The following is a 19,081-nucleotide window of genomic DNA, read 5'->3' on the forward strand; positions in this document are numbered from 1 at the left end:
TATAATACAGTCAAACTCAATGCAAGAAAAAATAAAACCGTAATTTTAGTACCTCATAATGCAATCAATAAAATGAAAAAAACCATACTTCTTTTATCATTGTCTGCAATAGTAAACTTTAGTTGTTCTAATACTAAAGAATCTAAAAACAGTAGTGATAATGTAAATTCAACTGTATTGAGTACTGATGAAAAAAAAGACAGTACCAACATTAAACACTTTTTTAATTCAGCGTTAACCGAAGGAAAATCATACGAATGGTTACGCGATTTAACTCAGAATATTGGAGGCCGTTTATCTGGTTCTCCAGAAGCCGCAAAAGCTGTTCTTTGGGGAGAAAAGCTTATGAAAAATATCGGATTAGATTCTGTTTGGCTACAACCTGTGATGGTTCCTCACTGGGTTCGTGGAGAAAAAGAAGAAGCTAATTACATCGTAAATGGAAAACAAAAAAATGTTCCAATCTGTGCTTTAGGATTTTCAATTGCAACACCTTCAAATGGTTTAACTGCCGAGGTTATCGAAGTAAAAAGCTTGGATGAGGCAAAAGAAATGGGAAATAAATTAAAAGATAAAATTGTGTTCTTCAATGGAGCTTTCGATAACACTTTAATTAATACTTTTCATGCTTATGGAGGATGTGTTGGACAACGTTTTTCTGGAGCAAGAGTTTGTAGTGAATTTGGAGCAAAAGGTGTCATTGTTAGATCTATGACAAACGGAATAGATGATTATCCGCACACTGGATCAATGGGATATGGAGATATTCCTCAAGACCAATACATTCCTGCAGCTGCAATTAGTTCAAGAGCTGCCGAAATTTTAAGTAAGGATTTAAAAGACAACCCTAATTTAAAATTCTATTTCAAGCAGAGTTGTAAAACGTTACCAGATGCTCCATCTCATAATGTAATTGGAGAAATTAAGGGAACTGAAGAGCCTGAAAAAATTATTGTTGTTGGTGGTCATTTAGATTCTTGGGATTTAGGTGAAGGTGCTCATGATGATGGAACAGGTGTCGTTCAATCTTTAGAAGTAGCATACTTATTCAAAAAGAATAATATAAAACCTAAAAACACGATTCGAATTGTATTCTTTATGAACGAGGAAAACGGAACTCGTGGAGCTAAAGAATATGCTAAACAAGCGAAACAAAACAATGAAATTCATGTCGCTGGATTGGAAAGTGATGCTGGTGGACATACACCTAGAGGTTTTTCTATAGACGCGAATGAAAACAACACACAACTTTTAAAGAGTTGGAAAAAATTATTAGCTCCTTACGGATTACATGATTTATTAAAAGGTGGAAGCGGTGCTGACATTAGTCCTTTAAAAAATGATGAAATTACTTTAGTTGGATACAGACCAGATAGTCAGCGTTATTTTGATTATCATCATACGAGTATTGATACTTTTGATAAAGTGAATAAACGTGAGCTAGAATTAGGTAGTGCTTCTATGGCAAGCTTAGTCTATTTGATGGATAAATATTTGTATACAGAAGACAAAGTAAAACCTTAATAATTTAGCATGGAATACATATTCTTAGGACTGAAAATTTTAATGGCTATAATGATGATTTTCGCTGGATTTTATCACTTTTATAAACCGAATTTTTACAATCCAATAATCCCCGATTTCTTACCTAAAAAACTAGTGACGTATATTTCTGGTTTTGTAGAACTTGTGTTAGGAATTGGGCTTTTTACAAAAGGTTATGAAAGCATTTCAGCCTGGGGAATATTTATTCTTATGCTCGTTTTTCTACCCATTCATATTTGGGATGCAACTAGAGAAAAACCCGCGATGAAAACTAAAAAAATCGCATACATCAGAATTTTAATCCAATTCCTTCTTATTGCTTGGGCTTGGTATTTATATCAAAACGAATTAACCTAAATGAAAAAACTAATCACATTAACACTTTTAAGTGTTACCATATTCTCTTGTAATCAGAAACAAGAGGCTGATATTATTGTAAAAAACGCTAAAGTTTACACCGTAAATAACGACTTTGCTTCAGCAGAAAGTTTTGCCATCAAAGATGGGAAGTTTTTAGCGGTTGGAACAAATGAAGAAATTGATCAAAAATATAATTCTTCGAACATTGTAGACGCAGATGAAAAAGCTGTTTATCCTGGTTTAATCGACGGGCATTGTCACTTTTTTAGATTTGGTTTACAACTTCAAAAAGTAGATGTTACTGGAACTAACAGTTACGATGAAGTCCTTGAAAAAATTGTAGCTTTTCAAAAAGAAAAGAATCTTCCTTTTATTACAGGACGTGGATGGGATCAAAATGATTGGGAAGTGCAAAAATTTCCAACTAAAGAAAAATTAGATGAACTTTTTCCAGACACTCCAGTTGCAATCACTCGTGTTGATGGACATGCAATGTTGGTAAATCAAAAAGCTCTTAACATTTCAGGAATTACAGAAAACTCAACTGTAGAAGGTGGAGAATTCATACGCGAAAATGGGAAACTAACTGGAGTGCTTATTGATAATGCAATGGATTTTGTTAAAGTTCCTGCTGCATCAAAAAAGGAACAAATTGAAGCATTAAAAGAAGCGGAAAAAATTAATTTCTCTTATGGTTTAACAACTGTAGTTGATGCTGGTTTAGAGAAAGAAAACATTGAATTGATTGACAGTTTACAACAAGCTGGAGCATTAAAAATAAAAATCTACGCAATGGTTTCTGCAACACAACCACAGTTAGATTATTACATCAAAAAAGGTATTATTAAAACAGATCGTTTAAATATTCGATCATTTAAAGTTTATGGAGATGGAGCCTTGGGTTCGAGAGGTGCTGCAATGAAAGAACCATATAGTGACAGACACAATCATTTTGGAGCTTTAATATATTCTCCTGAACGCTACAGAGAAATTGCAAAACAAATTGCAGCTTCAGAATACCAAATGAATACGCATGCCATTGGTGATTCGGCAAATTATTTAATGTTAAAAACCTATCATGATGTTTTAAAAGGTCAAACCAATAGACGCTGGAGAATTGAACATGCTCAAATTGTAGACAAAGCTGATTTTAATTTATTCAAAAATGTAGTTCCTTCAATTCAACCTACACACGCTACTTCCGATATGTACTGGGCTGAAGATAGAGTTGGAAAAGAAAGAATTAAAGGTGGATATGCATTTAAGACATTATTGAACACCTATGGAAAGGTTGCCTTAGGAACAGATTATCCTGTTGAAAAAGTAAGTCCGTTTTTAACTTTCTATGCTGCAGTTGCTAGAAAAGATTTAAACAATTATCCAGAAAATGGATACCAAATGGAAAACGCATTAACTCGAGAAGAAACTTTAAAAGGAATGACGATCTGGAATGCTTATGCAAACTTCGAAGAAAATGAAAAAGGAAGTATTGAAGTTGGTAAAATGGCTGATTTCGTTATTCTTGATCAAGATATTATGACAGTTGATATTAAAAATGTTCCGAATACAAAAGTTATATCGACTTACGTAAACGGAGAAAAAGTGCACTAATTATGAAACTAAAACTTAGCTTAATTCTTTGCTTTTTAATTACAGCTTTTTCCTTACAAGCACAAACCGAAAAAGAGGCTTTAAGTAAATTATCTTTTATGATAGGTAATTGGAAAGGAACTTCATTTTCTTTTTCAGAAAAAGGAACAAAATCTACCGAAGTTACGGAAGATGTAGATTATAAAATGAATGGAAGTTTAGTTATTCTCGATGTTAAATCACCATGGATTGAATTGCATACGATCATAAGTTATAGTGTAAAAGATCAGTGTTACTATTATCATCCATTCTCAAAAAAAGGTTTGAGAGATAAGTACAAAAGTAATTTTGAAGACAATGTTTTTAGAGTGTATTTCAGTAAAGAAAGAAGACTAACATTTACGTTAACTAAAGAAGGTTACTTTCATGAATTTGGTGAAAATCTTAAAGATGGAAAATGGAAAAAATACTTTGAAGATATTTTAAAACCAATACAAAAATAAACTTGAAATAAAATGCATCTTTTTTAAAATTCCTGAGTCTATTAGGTGAATTTAAAAATAATAGACATGGAATATAAAAATCAATGTGCTTGCAATTGCACAAGCTGCTCAACAGAAGACTGTAAAAACTGTACTTGTGAAAACTGTACATGTACAAATTGCAATTGTTAATTAAATAAATGTCGCTCTGAATACATTATATATTCAAAGCGACATTTTTTGTAAATTTACTAAGATGACTACCCAAGAAGTTTGGACTACATACCATAAAGATTTAAAGCGTTTTATCATCAGTAAAACCAAAGATGCAGTTGTTGCTGATGACATTTTACAAGATGCTTTTATCAGAATACACAATAAACTCCATACATTAAAAGATACTTCAAAATTAAAGTCATGGATTTTCACGATTACTAGAAATTCGATTTACGACCATTTTAAATCTCAAGGGAAAAGTATCACATTTGACAACTCCGATATTCCTGTAGAAATTGAAGATCACATTCATACAGAAAAAGACTGTTTAAGAGGAATTGTAACAAATCTTCCCAAAAAGTACAGAACTCCTTTGTTTTTAGCCGATATAAAAGGTTTGAAACAACAAGATATTGCGAGTCAGCTTAACCTACCTCTACCAACAGTAAAATCTCAAATTAAGCGAGCTCGACAAATGATTGTTCAAGGATTTATGGATTGCTGTGGGTTTAAATTAAATAAGAACGGTAAATTAGTAGGCGAAATACAAGAAAAAGCAGAATGTAAAATTTGTAACTGAAAACCATTGAAAATTAAACATAAACTTTCTATTCCTTTTAATGAAATCTTTCATGGCATCAATTTATCGAACCAAGAAAAAGAGTTTATTCAGCAAAAAATAGAAACCGTAATTGTAAAAAAAGATGACATTCTTTTTAAACAAGGTGACATAATTGACCATCAATATTACGTTTATGATGGCTGTTTAAGAACCTATCACATAGATGAGAATGGCAAGGAACATACATTACAATTTGCGATTAAACATTGGTGGATTAGTGATTACATTGCTTACTTCGGAGATAAGAAATCGGTTTTATTTGTCGAATGTATAAGAGACGCTCAACTATTTAAAATAAACAAAGAAAATTTTGAAGCTATTTATCAATTCAGTCCGAAAATTGAGGCGCTCTTTCGTCAAAAATTAGAAAAAGCTTTAGTTAGAAACGAAAAGCGAATTCTTGCTAACTTAACAAATTCAGCTAAGGAAAGATATTTAGCATTTTTAAAAAAATATCCACTTATTGAAAAGAGCATAAAAAATTATCATATTGCTTCTTATTTAGGAATAACTACCGAAAGTTTAAGTAGAATCAGAAAAGAAATTGCATCTGATCATTAATTACCATACATCAATTTTCATCAGAACATTGGATTGTAATTTTGTAAAAAATAACAATCATCTCTTATGAAAAAAGTATTATTTGTAGTTACCAGTCATGATGAACTTGGAAATACAGGAGAAAAAACAGGTTTTTGGGTAGAAGAATTTGCAAGTCCATATTATCTTTTAGCTGACAAAAATATTGATATTACAATTGCTTCACCAAAAGGAGGTCAGCCTCCAATTGATCCAAAAAGTGAATTACCAGATTTTCAAACTCCTGCAACAGAACGTTATTATAAAGATTCTGAACTATTGGAAAAAATGACAAAAACGATTCCATTATCAGAAATAAAAGAAAGTGAATTTGATGCAGTATTTTATCCTGGGGGACACGGACCTTTATGGGATTTAGCAGAAGATAAAAACTCAATTAAATTAATTGAATCTTTCTACAATAACAATAAACCGGTGGGAGCAGTTTGTCACGCACCTGCTATTTTTAAAAACACAAAAACTGAAGGAAAACCTTTGGTAAATGGTAAAAACGTAACTGGATTTAGTAATACTGAAGAAGATGCCGTTCAGTTAACTGATGTAGTTCCTTTCCTTGTAGAAAACATGTTACAAGAAAACGGCGGAAACTATAGTAAAAAAGAAGACTGGCATCCATATGCAATTGAAGACGGAAATTTAATTACTGGTCAAAACCCAGCTTCATCTGAATTAGTTGCCGATTTATTGTACAAGCAACTATTCTAATGAAGTTATTTACATAACAAACAACTAAGACCTATATTTATAAGCCTTCTTTTTTCGAAAAGAAGGTTTATTTTTTTAAATCAACTATTACAAAACGTAATTTTACTTTTATCTTTTCTTTTTTATTAGATTAGACCAAATAACCAACCAAATAATATGATTCAGAATAATTCTAACTTTGAAATCTTACAGAATGAGATTCAAAAAATGATTAATTACACTTCTAAAAAAAGTACGAAAAACAAAAGAAAATCATTTTATATTTATATTTCCGTAGCTATTTCATCCGCGTTAATTACTTTTTTAGTTGCTATTGGAGACGATTTTCCTGTTTGGAAAGAAACATTAAAAATGTCTACTTTATTTTTTAGCGCTCTTAGTACCATATTGGCTGCTTGGGATGGCTTCTATAACCATAAAGAACTTTGGGTTATCTATGGAGAAACACGTCACTATCTTAAAGAATTATATCTAAAGACTAGATTAGCAAGTGAAAGCGACAAAAACAATCCAGAGTATATTAATAAACTTCATAAAGAATACCAATCTATTGTAAGTAAAGGTAATTTCAAGTGGAAAGAATTACGAATGGACGATAATGATTAATTAGTAACTAACCTATTTTTATGTAATGAAAAGTAAACCTCTTATAGATTATTTTAATCGTATTGTTTCTCTATCAAGTGAAGAGGAAGAAATGATTCGCGAGAAAGTTATCTATCGAAGATATTTAAAAGATCAATATTTGGTGCAACAAGGTGATGTATGTAAACATATTAACTTTATTGTTGAAGGTTGTGTAAAACAATTTTATGCAAGTCCTGATGGTTTAGAACATATACTAATGTTCGCCATTGAAGATTGGTGGGCCTCAGATATGGGAAGTTTTATTACACAAACTCCAGCCGATTACAATGTCCAGTGTATTGAAAAGACCGAGTTAATTCAATTAAATCATGCCCATGTAGAAGAACTATTTATTTCTATTCCCAAATTAGAACGATGCTTCAGAAAAATTACCGAACGAGCACTTGTGGCCTCTCAAAAAAGAATCGTCAGAAACTTCAGCAAAACAGCAAAAGAGAGATATTTATTTTTCAAAGAGAACTACCCTACTATTGAAAATAGAATTCCGCAATATATGCTCGCTTCATATTTAGGAATTACCAAAGAATTTCTTAGTAGAATTAAAAGTCAGATTGCCAAAGAAGGTAAAAGTTAAACTAGTTTAACATTATTTTATAAAATAGATCATTTTCCAATCCATTAATCTTCATGAATTTTGTTGAATAAATTTTAATACAAAAATTAGTACAATGAGAAATTCAATAAAAAAAGGATTAGGTTTAGCACTCATCTCTTTATTCACGCTCTCTTTTACAACGATTAAAAGAGAAACTAAACAAATTAGTGCGAGCAAAAGTAAAATCGAATGGAAAGCATATAAAGTTACAGGTTCTCACAATGGAACAGTAACTATTAAGTCTGGTTACTTAAATTTTGACGATAACAAATTATCAGGAGGTTCAATTACAATAGACATGACAACTATTAATACAACCGACTTATCTGGAAAAGCAAAAAAAGGCTTAGACGGACATTTAAAATCTGCTGATTTCTTTGGGGTTGAAAAACATAAAACCTCTGCATTAAACTTTACCAAAGTTAAAGCAACAGGAAATAATGCTTATGAAGTTACCGCTAACCTTACTATTAAAGGCATTACAAAAAAGGTAAACTTTATAATCTCAATCAACGGAAACAAAGCTACTGCTTCATTGAAAGTTGACAGAACGAAATTTGGTATTAAATATGGGTCTTCTAGCTTTTTTGATAATTTAAAAGACAAAGCTATTTATGACGAATTTGATTTAGTTACCGAATTGGAATTAAACTAATACTTCTTCTTATAAAATTGGCAAAGGCGCACTTTTGAAGTGTGCCTTTTTTTATTCATTAGATGTAACGTTATCTTCTACGTTTCTTCTTAAATCCTTTATTTTTTCTTCGTGATTCCTTTACTGAAGTTACGGTATCATCAAATGTATTCTTAGTTTTTCCTGGTTTATTCTTTCTCCAAGAACTATCATTAGGAAGTAATTTTTGAACCAAATCGTTTCTACCAACTTTACCTAAAGTATCTTTAATCCACTTTCTATTTTCCTTTTTGTACCAAAAGAAAAACTTGTGTTGATCCAACTTTTCTTGTCGAGTTTTAGCTGTTTTTACTGGTTTTAACGTATATGGATGGTAACCGCTATAATAAATTACGGTAGCCACAGTCATCGGAGTCGGTGTAAATCCCTGAACTTGTTCTAACTGGAATCCCATATCTTTTGTCTCTGCTGCTAAGTTTGCCATGTCCTCTGGTTCACAAGCTGGGTGACTCGAAATAAAGTATGGAATCAACTGTAAATTTAACTTACTCTTTTTATTGATTTTATCAAAACGATCTTTAAACTTATGGAAGTATTTGAAAGATGGTTTTCTCATTAATTTTAAAACAGGATCAGAAGTATGTTCTGGTGCAACTTTTAATCGTCCAGAAACGTGATTTGTCATAACCTCTTCCGTATATGCATCTAGCTCTTCTGGATCGGCATTCTTATTGAATTCAGGAACCAACATATCATGTCTAATTCCACTTCCAATAAATGATTTCTTTACTTTTGGATGCTTGTCTACCGCTTTATATAATTCCGTTAAAGGTTTATGAGACGTATCAAGATTACTACAAATTACAGGGGAAATACAAGACGGAGCAACACACTTATCACAAATAGATTGTACTTTTCCTTTCATTTTATACATGTTCGCTGAAGGACCACCGATATCAGATAAATACCCTTTAAAATCATCCATTTGAGCAACCTTATCAACTTCTTTCAATACTGACTCTTGACTTCTACTTGCAATGAATTTTCCTTGATGGGCAGAAATCGTACAAAAACTACAACCTCCAAAACAACCTCTATGAATATTAATAGAGAATTTAATCATCTCAAAAGCTGGAATTGGTCCACGCTTATTATACTTAGGATGAGGCAATCTTGTGTAGGGTAAATCGAATGAAGCATCAATCTCTTTTTCCGTCATAGTTGGATAAGGTGGATTGATAACTAATTGCTTATTCCCTACTTTCTGAAAAATTCGTCGAGCAATTAATTTATTTGATTCTTGCTCAATAATTTTAAAGTTAGAAGCAAAAGTTTTCTTATCTGCTAAACAATCTTTATGAGAAGCTATTTCTACATCTTCCCAATTCTTGTTCTTTGGTGTTTTTTCATCTTTATCAACCAAAAAAGCAGTCTGCTTGATTGTTCTTAAACTTGAAAACGGAACTCCTTTTTGTAGTAATTCTACAATTTCACGCAAGGGTTGTTCCCCCATTCCGTACACTAACATATCAGCTTTGGAAGTTTCTAAAATAGTAGGTAAAAGTTTATCTGACCAATAATCATAATGCGTTACTCTTCGCAAAGAAGCTTCAATTCCTCCAATTAATACAGGAACATCTGGAAACTTTTCCTTTAAAATCTTAGTATATGCAGATGTGGCATAATCTGGTCTAAAACCAATATCTCCATTTGGAGTATAGGCATCTTTATCTCTCTTTCTTTTACTAGCGGTATAATTACTTACCATTGGATCCATACATCCACCAGTAACAGCAAAGAATAAGTTAGGTGTTCCTAACTTTGTAAAATCTTGTAAATTATCGTTAACATTTGGCTGCGGTACGATTGCTACACGTAAGCCGTAACTTTCTAAGATACGACCTATCACTGCAGGGCCAAACGATGGATGATCAACATAAGCATCTCCACTGAACAAAATTACATCTAGTTCTTCCCAACCTCTCAACTTAACTTCCTTATTTGTAGTTGGTAACCAATCAGATAATCGTCTTATTCTCATAGAGTGCAAAAATACGGCATTTCTTCTAAATGAGCTGTTATTTATTTACAACTAAATGAGGTACCTTAGTGTTTTTCCAATCAATTACTAAACCTCCCGCAATCGAATGTGCAATTTCTCTACCATATAAATACTCGCATAAATATAATGCGGCTTCAAAAGATTTTGCTCCTCCAGCGGAAGTAATATACTTACCATCGTGCACAAATAAAACGTCTTTTCTAATATCTAAATCAGGAAACGTTTCTCTCATTTTATCAATATCTGAAGGAAAAGTTGTCGATATTTTACCATTTAATAATCCAGCTTTTGCCAAAACAAATGCGCCATCACAATGTGATGTAATAAATTTAGCTTCTTTATCAACTTTTTGTACAAATTCAATCATTTCTTGATTATCTAAATCAGAATCTAAATGATGTTCTGCACTAGGAACAACTAAAATATCAATCTTGGGTAAACTGTCTTTTTTATAATTAAAATCAGGAAGAATTCTTATCCCTTCAAAGGTTGTTATGGTTTCATCTGTATCTGCAACAGTAAAAACGTTCATTGCTTTAATCCCTTTTCTAAATACAGTATGTTGGAAAATATCAAAAGGAGCGGTTAGTTCGGTATTGTAGGTTCCGTCCATTATCAAAAATGCAACATTATACCTATTAGGTTTTAAATCTGGAACATACTTCAAAGACTCCTTTTTAATCTCAACTTCTTTTTCATTTTTATCTTTAGAATGGCTCACAATACAACTGGTGATTGCTATCAGGAAAAGATTAAGTACAATATATTTTTTCATTAATTCATTCTTATAATGTTTAAAAATAAAGAAATCTTTTTTTCTGTTTTTATTAAGAAATCTTAAATCTCTTTAACATATTATTAAGATTATCTGATATAGGGTTTCTTAATTTCGATTAATTTTTCAATTTGAAAACCATGAATACAAAATTACTTACAAGGTTCTTGGCCTTACTTTTCATCTTTGGAACGACTTTAGATATTGAAGCTCAAAGAAGAAAGAGAAACAAGAAAAATGACAAAAAAGATAAAGAGGTTACGGCAAAAGTTCCAAAAGCAAAACCTAAAAAAGGAGCTATTCAACCTTACGAAAAGGTTGTTACTAAAAAATATAAAACAGATGATGGACTTTTCAAGGTTCATACTAAAGATCAAAATTATCTTTTTGAAATTCCTGACACACTACTAGGAAAGGAAATGTTGATGGTTACAAGAATTGCTAAAACTGCAACTGGCATTGGTTTTGGTGGTGGAAAGCAAAATACCCAAGTTTTAAGATGGGAAAAGAAACATAAGAAAGTATTATTACGTGTAGTCTCTCACTCAATTGTTGCAGACAGTATTTTACCTGTTCACGAGGCTGTTGTGAATTCTAATTTTGAACCAATTTTATTCTCTTTTCCAATTAAAGCTTTCAGTAAAGATTCTACAGCTACGGTAATTGACGCAACTCCATTATTTTCAAAAGACGTAAAGGCCATCGGTTTTCCTCAATTCAGAAGAAGACAGTACAAAGTTACACGTATGGATAAAGAACGTTCTTACATTGATAGAATTAGCAGTTACCCTAAAAACATAGAAATCCGTCATGTAAAAACATATTTATCAAATCAACCACCTTCAAACAGAAGTGTTGGATCTATTTCCATTGAGTTAAGTAACTCGATGATTTTACTTCCTGAAAAACCTATGAAACGTAGATATTTTGATCGTCGTGTAGGTTGGTTTGCCAGATCTCAAACAGATTATGGTTTAGATGCACAAAAAAGTAAATCTTTAACCTATTTAGATCGTTGGAGATTAGAAGTAAAAGATGAAGATATTGAAAAATTCAAGCGTGGTGAATTAGTAGAACCTAAGAAACCAATTGTATATTATATTGACAGAGCGACTCCAAAAGTTTGGCGTAAGTATATTAAACAAGGAATTGAAGATTGGCAAGTTGCTTTTGAGGAAGCTGGATTCAAAAACGCAATAATAGCGAAAGATCCTCCAACAAAAGAAGAAGATCCAGAATGGAGTCCGGAAGACGTTCGTTATTCAGTTGTAAGATATTTAGCTTCACCAATTCCAAATGCAAATGGACCTCATGTAAGTGATCCAAGATCAGGAGAAATTTTAGAATCTGATATTAACTGGTACCATAATGTTATGACTTTACTTCATAATTGGTATTTTATTCAAACAGCCGCCGTTAATCCAGAAGCTCGTTCTAACAAATTTAAAGATGAAATTATGGGTAGATTAATTCGTTTTGTATCATCGCACGAAGTTGGTCATACATTAGGTTTACCTCATAACATGGGAAGTTCAGTTGCTTATCCTGTGGACTCTTTACGTTCAGCCACATTTACTAAAAAATTTAGTACTGCACCCTCTATCATGGACTATGCTCGTTTTAATTATGTTGCTCAGCCAGAAGATAAAGGTGTCGCGATGATGCCAAATATTGGTCCATATGATAAATACTCAATCAATTGGGGATACAGACCAATTTTGGACAAAACAGCAAAAGAGGAAAAACCAATTTTAAATTCATGGATTGCAAAAAGAGCAGGCAACCCAGTTTACAGATTTGGACATCAACAAGTTGCCAACATTATTGATCCTAGCTCACAGACTGAAGATATTGGGGATGATGCTATTAAAGCAAGTACTTATGGTATTAAAAACTTAAAAAGAATTCTTCCTAGATTAGAAGAATGGACAACTGAAGATGGTGAGACTTATGAAGAATTAAACACCATGTATGGTCAATTATTAGGTCAGTTCAACAGATATATGGGACATGTTAGCTCTAATATTGGTGGTGTTTACGAACATTACAAAGCTGTTGGGCAAGAAGGAGCAGTATATACTCCTGTTTCTAAAACACATCAAAAAAATGCATTACGTTTTATCAATAAGGAATTATTTTCCACTCCAACCTGGTTAATTGATAAGAACATTTCGGATAAAACTCAATTTTCAGGAACTGGAGAAAGAATCCGTACACTTCAAGTTCGTACTTTGAATAGAATTCTAAAGCCAGGTAGAATGGTTCGTTTAGTCGAAAATGAAACCTTAAATTCACGTAAAGCATATACTTTATTAGAAATGATGAACGACTTACGTCGTGGTGTTTGGAAAGAATTATATACTGCAAATAAATCTGTAGACCCTTACAAAAGAAATTTGCAAAGAGCATATTTAGACCGAATGGATTTCTTATTAAATAAAGCTAAAAATCAAAGAGGAACAAACAACGGAGGCTACTTTAAACAAACAGGTGTAAATATTAATCAATCTGATATTAAACCCGTAGTTAGAGGAGAATTAAAACGATTAAAGCTTGATATTCAAAGAAATATTGCTGCATCAAGAAACACGATAACTCGTTATCATTTCCAAGATGCTGTTGATCGAATTAATACAATTCTTGATCCTAAGTAATAAATAATTTGAGTTCAGTTCAAAAATTTCAATCTAAAAAGTCTTGTTTGTTAAACAAGACTTTTTTTATACAGAGTTCAAAAATTTCAAAAATTCAGATCGATCAATTTCTCTTGCTCCCAAACTTTCTAAATGACTATTGTGTACTTGACAATCAATAAGTTTGTAATTTCCTTTTTGGGCAAGGTGTATAAATGCAACTTTGCTCATATTACTCTTTTTACTGAACATACTTTCACCACAAAATACTCCATTATTTAAATCTACACCATATAAACCACCAACCAATTGATCATTACACCAAACTTCGATAGATTTTGCCAAACCTACTTGATGTAAATGCAAATATGCATTTAACATATCATCTGTTATCCAAGTACCATCTTGATCAATTCTTTCTATTTGTTGGCAAGCTATTATTACTTCCTTAAAAGCTTTATTTTCCGTAATAACAAAATCACTTTTACGAAGTACTTGCCTCATAGATTTTGAGATTCGTATTTCATTCGGAAACAAAACCATTCGTTCTTCTGGAGAATACCACACAATCGGTTCTCCTTCATTAAACCACGGAAAAATTCCGTTTTTATAAGCTTCAATTAATCTTTCTACAGACAAATCACCACCTAATGCTATTATTCCTTCTTTAGAACTAAATTCATGCGAAGGAAACTCCAAACTTTCACCTAACCAATAATACATTAAAAAATAAGTAAGCCTAATAAATATACTGCACTTCCTACTACCATTGCTATTAAAGTATACGGTAGAATTTCTTTCGCTTTAAGTTTTGTAATTCCTAATAACGGTAATGCCCAAAATGGTTGTAACATATTTGTTATTTGATCTCCGTAAGCCAATGCCATAATGGCTTTTGGCAAAGGAACTCCTAATTGTAAAGCCGACTCAACAACTACTGGTCCTTGAACAACCCATTGCCCTCCTCCGCTTGGAACAAATATATTGACCAAACCAGCACTAAAAAAAGTAAAAATTGGTAATGTTGTAGCCGAGGAAATAGATACGAAAAAACCTGATATTAAAGCAACCATTCCTGTTGATTTCATAATACCCATAATGCCAAAGTACAAGGGGAACTGAATTAAAATCCCTGAAACATCAGAAATTGATTGGCCTACTGCATTAGTAAAATTCTTCACATTCTTGTGTAAAATAATTGCCAACCCAAACATGAAAAAGTTTATCAAATTTGGTGTAATCTTTAATGCCGTTAAATCATTAAAATATTGAATAAAAAAAGCAATTAAAATTATAGATCCAATGATATAACCTAGAATAGACGACGTATCCAATCTTTCTGATTTATCAGTTACCTCAATCTCTTCAGAATCCATATCGTAGGTTGTTAAGTTAATAGGAGTAGCTTCCGATCTTTTTCCCATGAAATAAAAGGTAGTAGAAACCGTGATTAATACTGCGATAAAAATTAAAATATTCCACCAACTAAAAACTGTTTGTCCGTAATTAATTATTTCCGGAATTTTCGCTACAGTCTCTTCCGATGACACATCATTCATAATTGATTTTATATGTCCTTTTTCATTGATTTTAATCGGTGCAGACCCTGAAATACCACCATGCCAAACCATTAACCCAACATAACCCGCAGCACCAATAATTGGATAATTTAATTTAAAACCTCTACTTTGAGCGTCTTCAGCAACCTTTCTTGCCAATAATGCTCCAAAAATTAAACCTAATCCCCAATTAAAAAATGCAACTACCATTGTTGTAATACTAACAATCATTGCACTATTTGCTGTATTAGTACAATACTTTGTTAATCTCAATATCAATTTACTCATTGGTCTACTCAAAACTAGTACATGTCCTAACACCAAAATAAGCATCATTTGATATGCAAAAACCAATAAATTATTATTCCAAATACCTTGCTCCCAAAAACCTAAAATATCCATGGAATATTCTATTAGATTCTTTTCTGAAGGCTTTGTACATCCAATGGCAAGTAACATTGTAAACAATGTCAAAATTATGGCTATAGTAAAAGGTGATGGAATGTATTTTTTAAAAAGATTTTCTACAATTTTTGTAATCTTCATAATTGTTTAATTAGCACCTAAAAATAATAAGATTTAACTTTCGTAATACTAAAAACCTCTCTATTTTTGTCTATTAATTGTTTGATGGCGACGATAATGACAAAAAAAAGTAAAAAGAAAAATAAAGAGGCGCACGTAAAGCGTCTTCACAACTATTACCAACGTACAGGTTTTTATATGTTTATATGGGAAAGTTTAAAAAAAGCTTTTCTGCCTCTAGTTATTGTCATAGTAGCCTTAATATTATTCAATAAATACGTTTATAATATTAATGACGGACTACAAAAGATGACTGAGACTTTCTCTAAAACTAGTCTTTTTGTTACATTTTTCACTTCTGAAACTATTTTAGGTCTAATTCCACCAGAAATTTTTATTGCCTGGACTAAGAAAACCTCTGAACCATTTTTAAACCTTTCGATATTAGCTACCTTATCTTATCTTGGAGGGATTTTAGCTTATTATTTAGGACAAGCATCTTTAAGAATAGCCACTGTTAAAGAATATTTAGAGGTGAAAATGGCAAAGCACTTAAAAAACACGAAAAAATGGGGGAGTTTTTTAATTTTAGTAGGAGCTTTATTACCATTACCTTTTGCTATCAGTTGTTTAACAGCAGGAATGATAAAATACCCCGCCAGAAATGTATTTATTTTTGGTTTATTTCGATTTCTACGTTTTGCAATTTACGCTTGGGCAATTTTCTCAGTAGTAGACTAAACCACAAGAATTTTATCTTTACATTATGGCATTAACAAATAACGATATTTTAAAGAAACTACGTGTTGCTCATAAATTAAGAGACACTGATATTATTGAAATATGTGCTCTTGTAGATTTTCGAATTTCAAAGGCAGAACTAGGAGCTTTTTTCAGAAAAGAAGGTCATCCGAAATACATGGAATGCGGCGATCAAATACTTCGTAACTTCCTTAACGGATTAATAATACATTTAAGAGGTCCTATGCCTCCAAAATAAAAAAAGAGTACAATTTCCATTGTACTCTTTTTTATGTACTTTTTTTACCATTCTAAATTAGAATGGTAAATCATCTGGTTCGTTATCTGTTAAATCCGGAGCTGGTTGAAATTGATCAACTGGCGGCATATTTGAAGGTGCAGAAGCTTGTTGTAAATTCTCAATTCTCCATCCTTGGATAGAATTAAAATACATTGCTTTTCCTTCAGGATTAATCCATTCTCTACCTCTTAAGTTGATTGAAATTTTAACGTCTTGCCCTACTTGGAAACTGTTTAATAAGTCACACTTATCTTGAACGAATTCAATCATCAACATTTGAGGATACTGCTCATCAGTAGTTAACACTAACTCTCTCTTTCTAAAACCGTTACTTCCAAAAGTTTGTGTTTCGTTAATAATTTTAATCTTCCCTATAACTTCCATAATCTTCTTATTTAATTAAAAGTACTTTCCATGCACTTTCAACGTCATTTTTTAATAAATATTCTTGTGCAAATGTATGTTTTTTTTCTTCTGTAACACCAACGAACTCTGGATGTTCTTTAGCAAAGTTATTAACATCGGCTTCATTTGGTAACTCTTCTACATTTCCTAAAACACCCAAATTATTCCCAGTTAGTACTGAGCTATTTTTAATTTCACTTGGAATTTGGTCTACTCCCATTCCTAAACTTGATAATGGTTTTGGTATTTCAAAGAAACCATCTCTTGCTCTAGAATAATAACTTCCTCCTGCTCTGGCAACTAAATCAATTTTATGTTGATCAATTAAACCATCTTCTCCTAAAACCTCTTCTTTCACATGAACTTTAACTACTTCACACATAATTAAATTTCCTGCTCCTCCTTCTTTTCCTGTATAAATAATATCAATAACTTTACATTCAAATTGAACAGGAGACTCTGCTACTCTAAACGGTTTTACTATTTCCGAAGGTAACATTGTTAACCCAGATTTTTCAAACTCATTTACTCCTTTCGGATACATAGTGCTACTTAATGACATTTGCTGAACAATATCATAATTCACAACATTAATAACCACCTCTTTTATAACTTCAGCATTATCTAAAGTATGTTTGGTTGTATTATTTCTAACACTTCTAGCTGGTGAAAAAATCATAATTGGAGGATTTGCTCCGAATACATTAAAAAAACTAAAAGGCGATAAATTCGGATTACCTTCCTTGTCAATGGTACTTGCAAAAGCTATAGGTCTTGGTGCAATTGCACCTAATAAATATTGATGTAACTTCCCTGTTGATACTTCTTTAGGATCGATTGTTAACATGAGTTGTTGTTTAGATTTTATTTACTGTAAATATACTATGGATTTAACAATAAAGTTATACTTTAAGAATAGTTTATATTTGAATCATGTTGAACTTTTTTAAATATTTATTTTCTGGAAAAAGATTGATCATTTTAATCTCTTTCGTAATTGTTTCCTTGATTTTATGGAATACCTATTCTTTCTTCATAAAGTTTAAGCAGGAGGAAAGAGAGAAAATGGAGCAATTTGCATTTGCACTCGAAAGAGTTGGTAATACTCCAAACCTCGATGCAGATATGAATTTAGAATTAAAGGTTCTTGAAAACAATGATATTCCCTGTATTCTTACCAGTACCAATGGAACTATTGGAGAAGTTCATAATTTAGACGAAAAAAGAACAAGTGATCCTTTTTATTTGCAGGAACAACTGGCCATTATGAAACGACAAAACAGTCCGATTGAAATTAATTATTTGGGAAATAAAGAATTTATTTATTATCGTGACTCTGATCTTTTACAGAAACTAACTTACTACCCAATTGCCCTAATTTTAATTTTAGGATTATTTCTAGGTGTAATTTACTTATTTTTTAATTCAAGTAAAATTGCCGATCAGAATAAATTATGGACTGGAATGGCCAAAGAAACAGCTCATCAAATCGGAACTCCTTTATCATCTTTATTGGGCTGGGTAACTATATTAAAATCTGAAAATATAAGCGAAGAGTATGTTAACGAAATTGAAAAAGATGTTGATCGTTTGAGTATTATCGCGAATCGGTTTTCTAAAATTGGCTCTGCTCCAAATTTAACGGAAAATAACATAGTTGACATAACTTCAAATATTTTCAACTATCTAAAGTCAAGAAGTTCAAAACAAATAGAGTTTTCACTTCAAACTTCAAAAGAAGAAGTTACTGTAAATTTAAATACAGAACTTTACGGCTGGGTAATTGAAAATTTAATTAAAAATGCTATTGATGCAATGCAAGGCAAAGGAGCTATTACAGTTAATATTAAAGAAAATGACTCCCAAACTATAATCTTAATTTCAGATACTGGTAAAGGAATACCAAAATCAAAATTTACACAAATATTCAAACCAGGATTTACTACTAAAAAACGTGGTTGGGGATTAGGTTTATCGCTTTCAAAAAGAATAATTGAAGATTACCATAAAGGAAAAATTTTTGTCAAAAAATCTGAATTAAATAAAGGAACTACGTTTGAAATTCAATTGAATAAAAATTAGA

20 protein-coding genes are annotated in these 19,081 nt (G+C 31.6%); 14 read left to right on the forward strand and 6 right to left on the reverse strand.

The genetic code is table 11. The features are described 5' to 3' along the window. Positions 1-72 precede the first annotated feature (72 nt). The 10 genes from BTO06_RS13010 (at position 73) to BTO06_RS13055 (ending at position 8,018) form a co-directional block, all read left to right on the forward strand. Positions 73-1,524: a M20/M25/M40 family metallo-hydrolase gene (locus BTO06_RS13010; RefSeq protein ID WP_100925723.1), complete on the forward strand. Its 1,452-nt coding sequence runs from the start codon at positions 73-75 to the stop codon at positions 1,522-1,524. Positions 1,525-1,533: 9 nt separating this feature from the next. Further along, positions 1,534-1,902, forward strand: coding sequence for a DoxX family protein (locus BTO06_RS13015; RefSeq protein ID WP_100925724.1), 369 nt, complete (start codon positions 1,534-1,536; stop codon positions 1,900-1,902). After that, positions 1,903-3,516: an amidohydrolase gene (locus tag BTO06_RS13020; protein WP_100925725.1), complete on the forward strand. Its 1,614-nt coding sequence runs from the start codon at positions 1,903-1,905 to the stop codon at positions 3,514-3,516. A gap of 2 nt (positions 3,517-3,518) precedes the next feature. Beyond that, positions 3,519-3,998, forward strand: a complete 480-nt coding sequence (locus BTO06_RS13025) for a hypothetical protein (RefSeq protein ID WP_100925726.1) — start codon at positions 3,519-3,521, stop codon at positions 3,996-3,998. Between the two features lie 235 nt (positions 3,999-4,233). Continuing rightward, entirely contained in the window at positions 4,234-4,773 is a 540-nt protein-coding gene (locus tag BTO06_RS13030) for a sigma-70 family RNA polymerase sigma factor (protein ID WP_100925727.1), read from the forward strand. A 6-nt stretch (positions 4,774-4,779) separates the two neighbouring features. Continuing rightward, on the forward strand, positions 4,780-5,376 hold the full coding sequence (locus tag BTO06_RS13035) for a Crp/Fnr family transcriptional regulator (protein ID WP_232731459.1): 597 nt from the start codon (positions 4,780-4,782) through the stop codon (positions 5,374-5,376). 66 nt (positions 5,377-5,442) lie between these two features. Further along, positions 5,443-6,120, forward strand: coding sequence for a type 1 glutamine amidotransferase domain-containing protein (locus BTO06_RS13040; protein ID WP_100925728.1), 678 nt, complete (start codon positions 5,443-5,445; stop codon positions 6,118-6,120). A gap of 156 nt (positions 6,121-6,276) precedes the next feature. Next, positions 6,277-6,726 (forward strand): DUF4231 domain-containing protein, encoded by a 450-nt coding sequence (locus BTO06_RS13045; protein WP_100925729.1) that lies wholly within the window; start codon positions 6,277-6,279, stop codon positions 6,724-6,726. 25 nt (positions 6,727-6,751) lie between these two features. Further along, positions 6,752-7,342, forward strand: coding sequence for a Crp/Fnr family transcriptional regulator (locus BTO06_RS13050; protein ID WP_100925730.1), 591 nt, complete (start codon positions 6,752-6,754; stop codon positions 7,340-7,342). Positions 7,343-7,436: 94 nt separating this feature from the next. Next, positions 7,437-8,018: a YceI family protein gene (locus BTO06_RS13055; protein ID WP_100925731.1), complete on the forward strand. Its 582-nt coding sequence runs from the start codon at positions 7,437-7,439 to the stop codon at positions 8,016-8,018. 70 nt (positions 8,019-8,088) lie between these two features. Here the strand turns inward: BTO06_RS13055 and BTO06_RS13060 are convergent, their stop codons facing one another. Together BTO06_RS13060 and BTO06_RS13065 are read right to left on the reverse strand one after the other, a co-directional pair. Next, positions 8,089-10,038: a YgiQ family radical SAM protein gene (locus BTO06_RS13060; protein WP_100925732.1), complete on the reverse strand. Its 1,950-nt coding sequence runs from the start codon at positions 10,036-10,038 to the stop codon at positions 8,089-8,091. 37 nt (positions 10,039-10,075) lie between these two features. Continuing rightward, complete coding sequence (locus BTO06_RS13065; RefSeq protein ID WP_100925733.1) at positions 10,076-10,834, reverse strand: DJ-1/PfpI family protein; 759 nt, start codon at positions 10,832-10,834, stop codon at positions 10,076-10,078. 140 nt (positions 10,835-10,974) lie between these two features. Between BTO06_RS13065 and BTO06_RS13070 the strand changes: the two genes are divergently transcribed. Then, on the forward strand, positions 10,975-13,488 hold the full coding sequence (locus BTO06_RS13070) for a zinc-dependent metalloprotease (protein ID WP_100925734.1): 2,514 nt from the start codon (positions 10,975-10,977) through the stop codon (positions 13,486-13,488). Between the two features lie 66 nt (positions 13,489-13,554). Here the strand turns inward: BTO06_RS13070 and aat are convergent, their stop codons facing one another. Together aat and BTO06_RS13080 are read right to left on the reverse strand one after the other, a co-directional pair. After that, on the reverse strand, positions 13,555-14,190 hold the full coding sequence (aat, locus tag BTO06_RS13075) for a leucyl/phenylalanyl-tRNA--protein transferase (RefSeq protein WP_100925735.1): 636 nt from the start codon (positions 14,188-14,190) through the stop codon (positions 13,555-13,557). After that, positions 14,190-15,572, reverse strand: coding sequence for a short-chain fatty acid transporter (locus BTO06_RS13080; protein ID WP_100925736.1), 1,383 nt, complete (start codon positions 15,570-15,572; stop codon positions 14,190-14,192). The genes aat and BTO06_RS13080 overlap by 1 nt, the downstream gene beginning before the upstream one ends. Positions 15,573-15,668: 96 nt before the next feature. Here BTO06_RS13080 and BTO06_RS13085 point away from each other — a divergent pair, with 96 nt between their 5' ends. Then, positions 15,669-16,292, forward strand: coding sequence for a YqaA family protein (locus BTO06_RS13085; protein ID WP_100925737.1), 624 nt, complete (start codon positions 15,669-15,671; stop codon positions 16,290-16,292). A gap of 25 nt (positions 16,293-16,317) precedes the next feature. Further along, entirely contained in the window at positions 16,318-16,551 is a 234-nt protein-coding gene (locus BTO06_RS13090; protein WP_100925738.1) for a DUF1456 family protein, read from the forward strand. Between the two features lie 57 nt (positions 16,552-16,608). Here BTO06_RS13090 and BTO06_RS13095 read toward each other — a convergent pair whose 3' ends face one another. Next, a complete protein-coding gene (locus tag BTO06_RS13095; RefSeq protein WP_100925739.1) occupies positions 16,609-16,977 on the reverse strand; it encodes a DUF3127 domain-containing protein in 369 nt (122 codons plus the stop codon). Between the two features lie 7 nt (positions 16,978-16,984). After that, positions 16,985-17,845 (reverse strand): flavin reductase family protein, encoded by an 861-nt coding sequence (locus tag BTO06_RS13100; protein ID WP_100925740.1) that lies wholly within the window; start codon positions 17,843-17,845, stop codon positions 16,985-16,987. 86 nt (positions 17,846-17,931) lie between these two features. Here BTO06_RS13100 and BTO06_RS13105 point away from each other — a divergent pair, with 86 nt between their 5' ends. Continuing rightward, positions 17,932-19,080 (forward strand): sensor histidine kinase, encoded by a 1,149-nt coding sequence (locus BTO06_RS13105; RefSeq protein WP_100925741.1) that lies wholly within the window; start codon positions 17,932-17,934, stop codon positions 19,078-19,080. Position 19,081 lies beyond the last annotated feature (1 nt).

This window comes from Tenacibaculum sp. SZ-18, from assembly GCF_002813915.1.
Lineage (GTDB): Bacteria > Bacteroidota > Bacteroidia > Flavobacteriales > Flavobacteriaceae > Polaribacter.

Coding starts and splice junctions, on each gene's coding strand:
- BTO06_RS13010 (WP_100925723.1), top strand. CDS start 73: ATGAAAAAAACCATACTTCTTTTATCATTGTCTGCAATAGTAAACTTT.
- BTO06_RS13015 (WP_100925724.1), top strand. CDS start 1,534: ATGGAATACATATTCTTAGGACTGAAAATTTTAATGGCTATAATGATG.
- BTO06_RS13020 (WP_100925725.1), top strand. CDS start 1,903: ATGAAAAAACTAATCACATTAACACTTTTAAGTGTTACCATATTCTCT.
- BTO06_RS13025 (WP_100925726.1), top strand. CDS start 3,519: ATGAAACTAAAACTTAGCTTAATTCTTTGCTTTTTAATTACAGCTTTT.
- BTO06_RS13030 (WP_100925727.1), top strand. CDS start 4,234: ATGACTACCCAAGAAGTTTGGACTACATACCATAAAGATTTAAAGCGT.
- BTO06_RS13040 (WP_100925728.1), top strand. CDS start 5,443: ATGAAAAAAGTATTATTTGTAGTTACCAGTCATGATGAACTTGGAAAT.
- BTO06_RS13045 (WP_100925729.1), top strand. CDS start 6,277: ATGATTCAGAATAATTCTAACTTTGAAATCTTACAGAATGAGATTCAA.
- BTO06_RS13050 (WP_100925730.1), top strand. CDS start 6,752: ATGAAAAGTAAACCTCTTATAGATTATTTTAATCGTATTGTTTCTCTA.
- BTO06_RS13055 (WP_100925731.1), top strand. CDS start 7,437: ATGAGAAATTCAATAAAAAAAGGATTAGGTTTAGCACTCATCTCTTTA.
- BTO06_RS13060 (WP_100925732.1), bottom strand. CDS start 10,038: ATGAGAATAAGACGATTATCTGATTGGTTACCAACTACAAATAAGGAA.
- BTO06_RS13065 (WP_100925733.1), bottom strand. CDS start 10,834: ATGAAAAAATATATTGTACTTAATCTTTTCCTGATAGCAATCACCAGT.
- BTO06_RS13070 (WP_100925734.1), top strand. CDS start 10,975: ATGAATACAAAATTACTTACAAGGTTCTTGGCCTTACTTTTCATCTTT.
- aat (WP_100925735.1), bottom strand. CDS start 14,190: ATGTATTATTGGTTAGGTGAAAGTTTGGAGTTTCCTTCGCATGAATTT.
- BTO06_RS13080 (WP_100925736.1), bottom strand. CDS start 15,572: ATGAAGATTACAAAAATTGTAGAAAATCTTTTTAAAAAATACATTCCA.
- BTO06_RS13085 (WP_100925737.1), top strand. CDS start 15,669: ATGACAAAAAAAAGTAAAAAGAAAAATAAAGAGGCGCACGTAAAGCGT.
- BTO06_RS13090 (WP_100925738.1), top strand. CDS start 16,318: ATGGCATTAACAAATAACGATATTTTAAAGAAACTACGTGTTGCTCAT.
- BTO06_RS13095 (WP_100925739.1), bottom strand. CDS start 16,977: ATGGAAGTTATAGGGAAGATTAAAATTATTAACGAAACACAAACTTTT.
- BTO06_RS13100 (WP_100925740.1), bottom strand. CDS start 17,845: ATGTTAACAATCGATCCTAAAGAAGTATCAACAGGGAAGTTACATCAA.
- BTO06_RS13105 (WP_100925741.1), top strand. CDS start 17,932: ATGTTGAACTTTTTTAAATATTTATTTTCTGGAAAAAGATTGATCATT.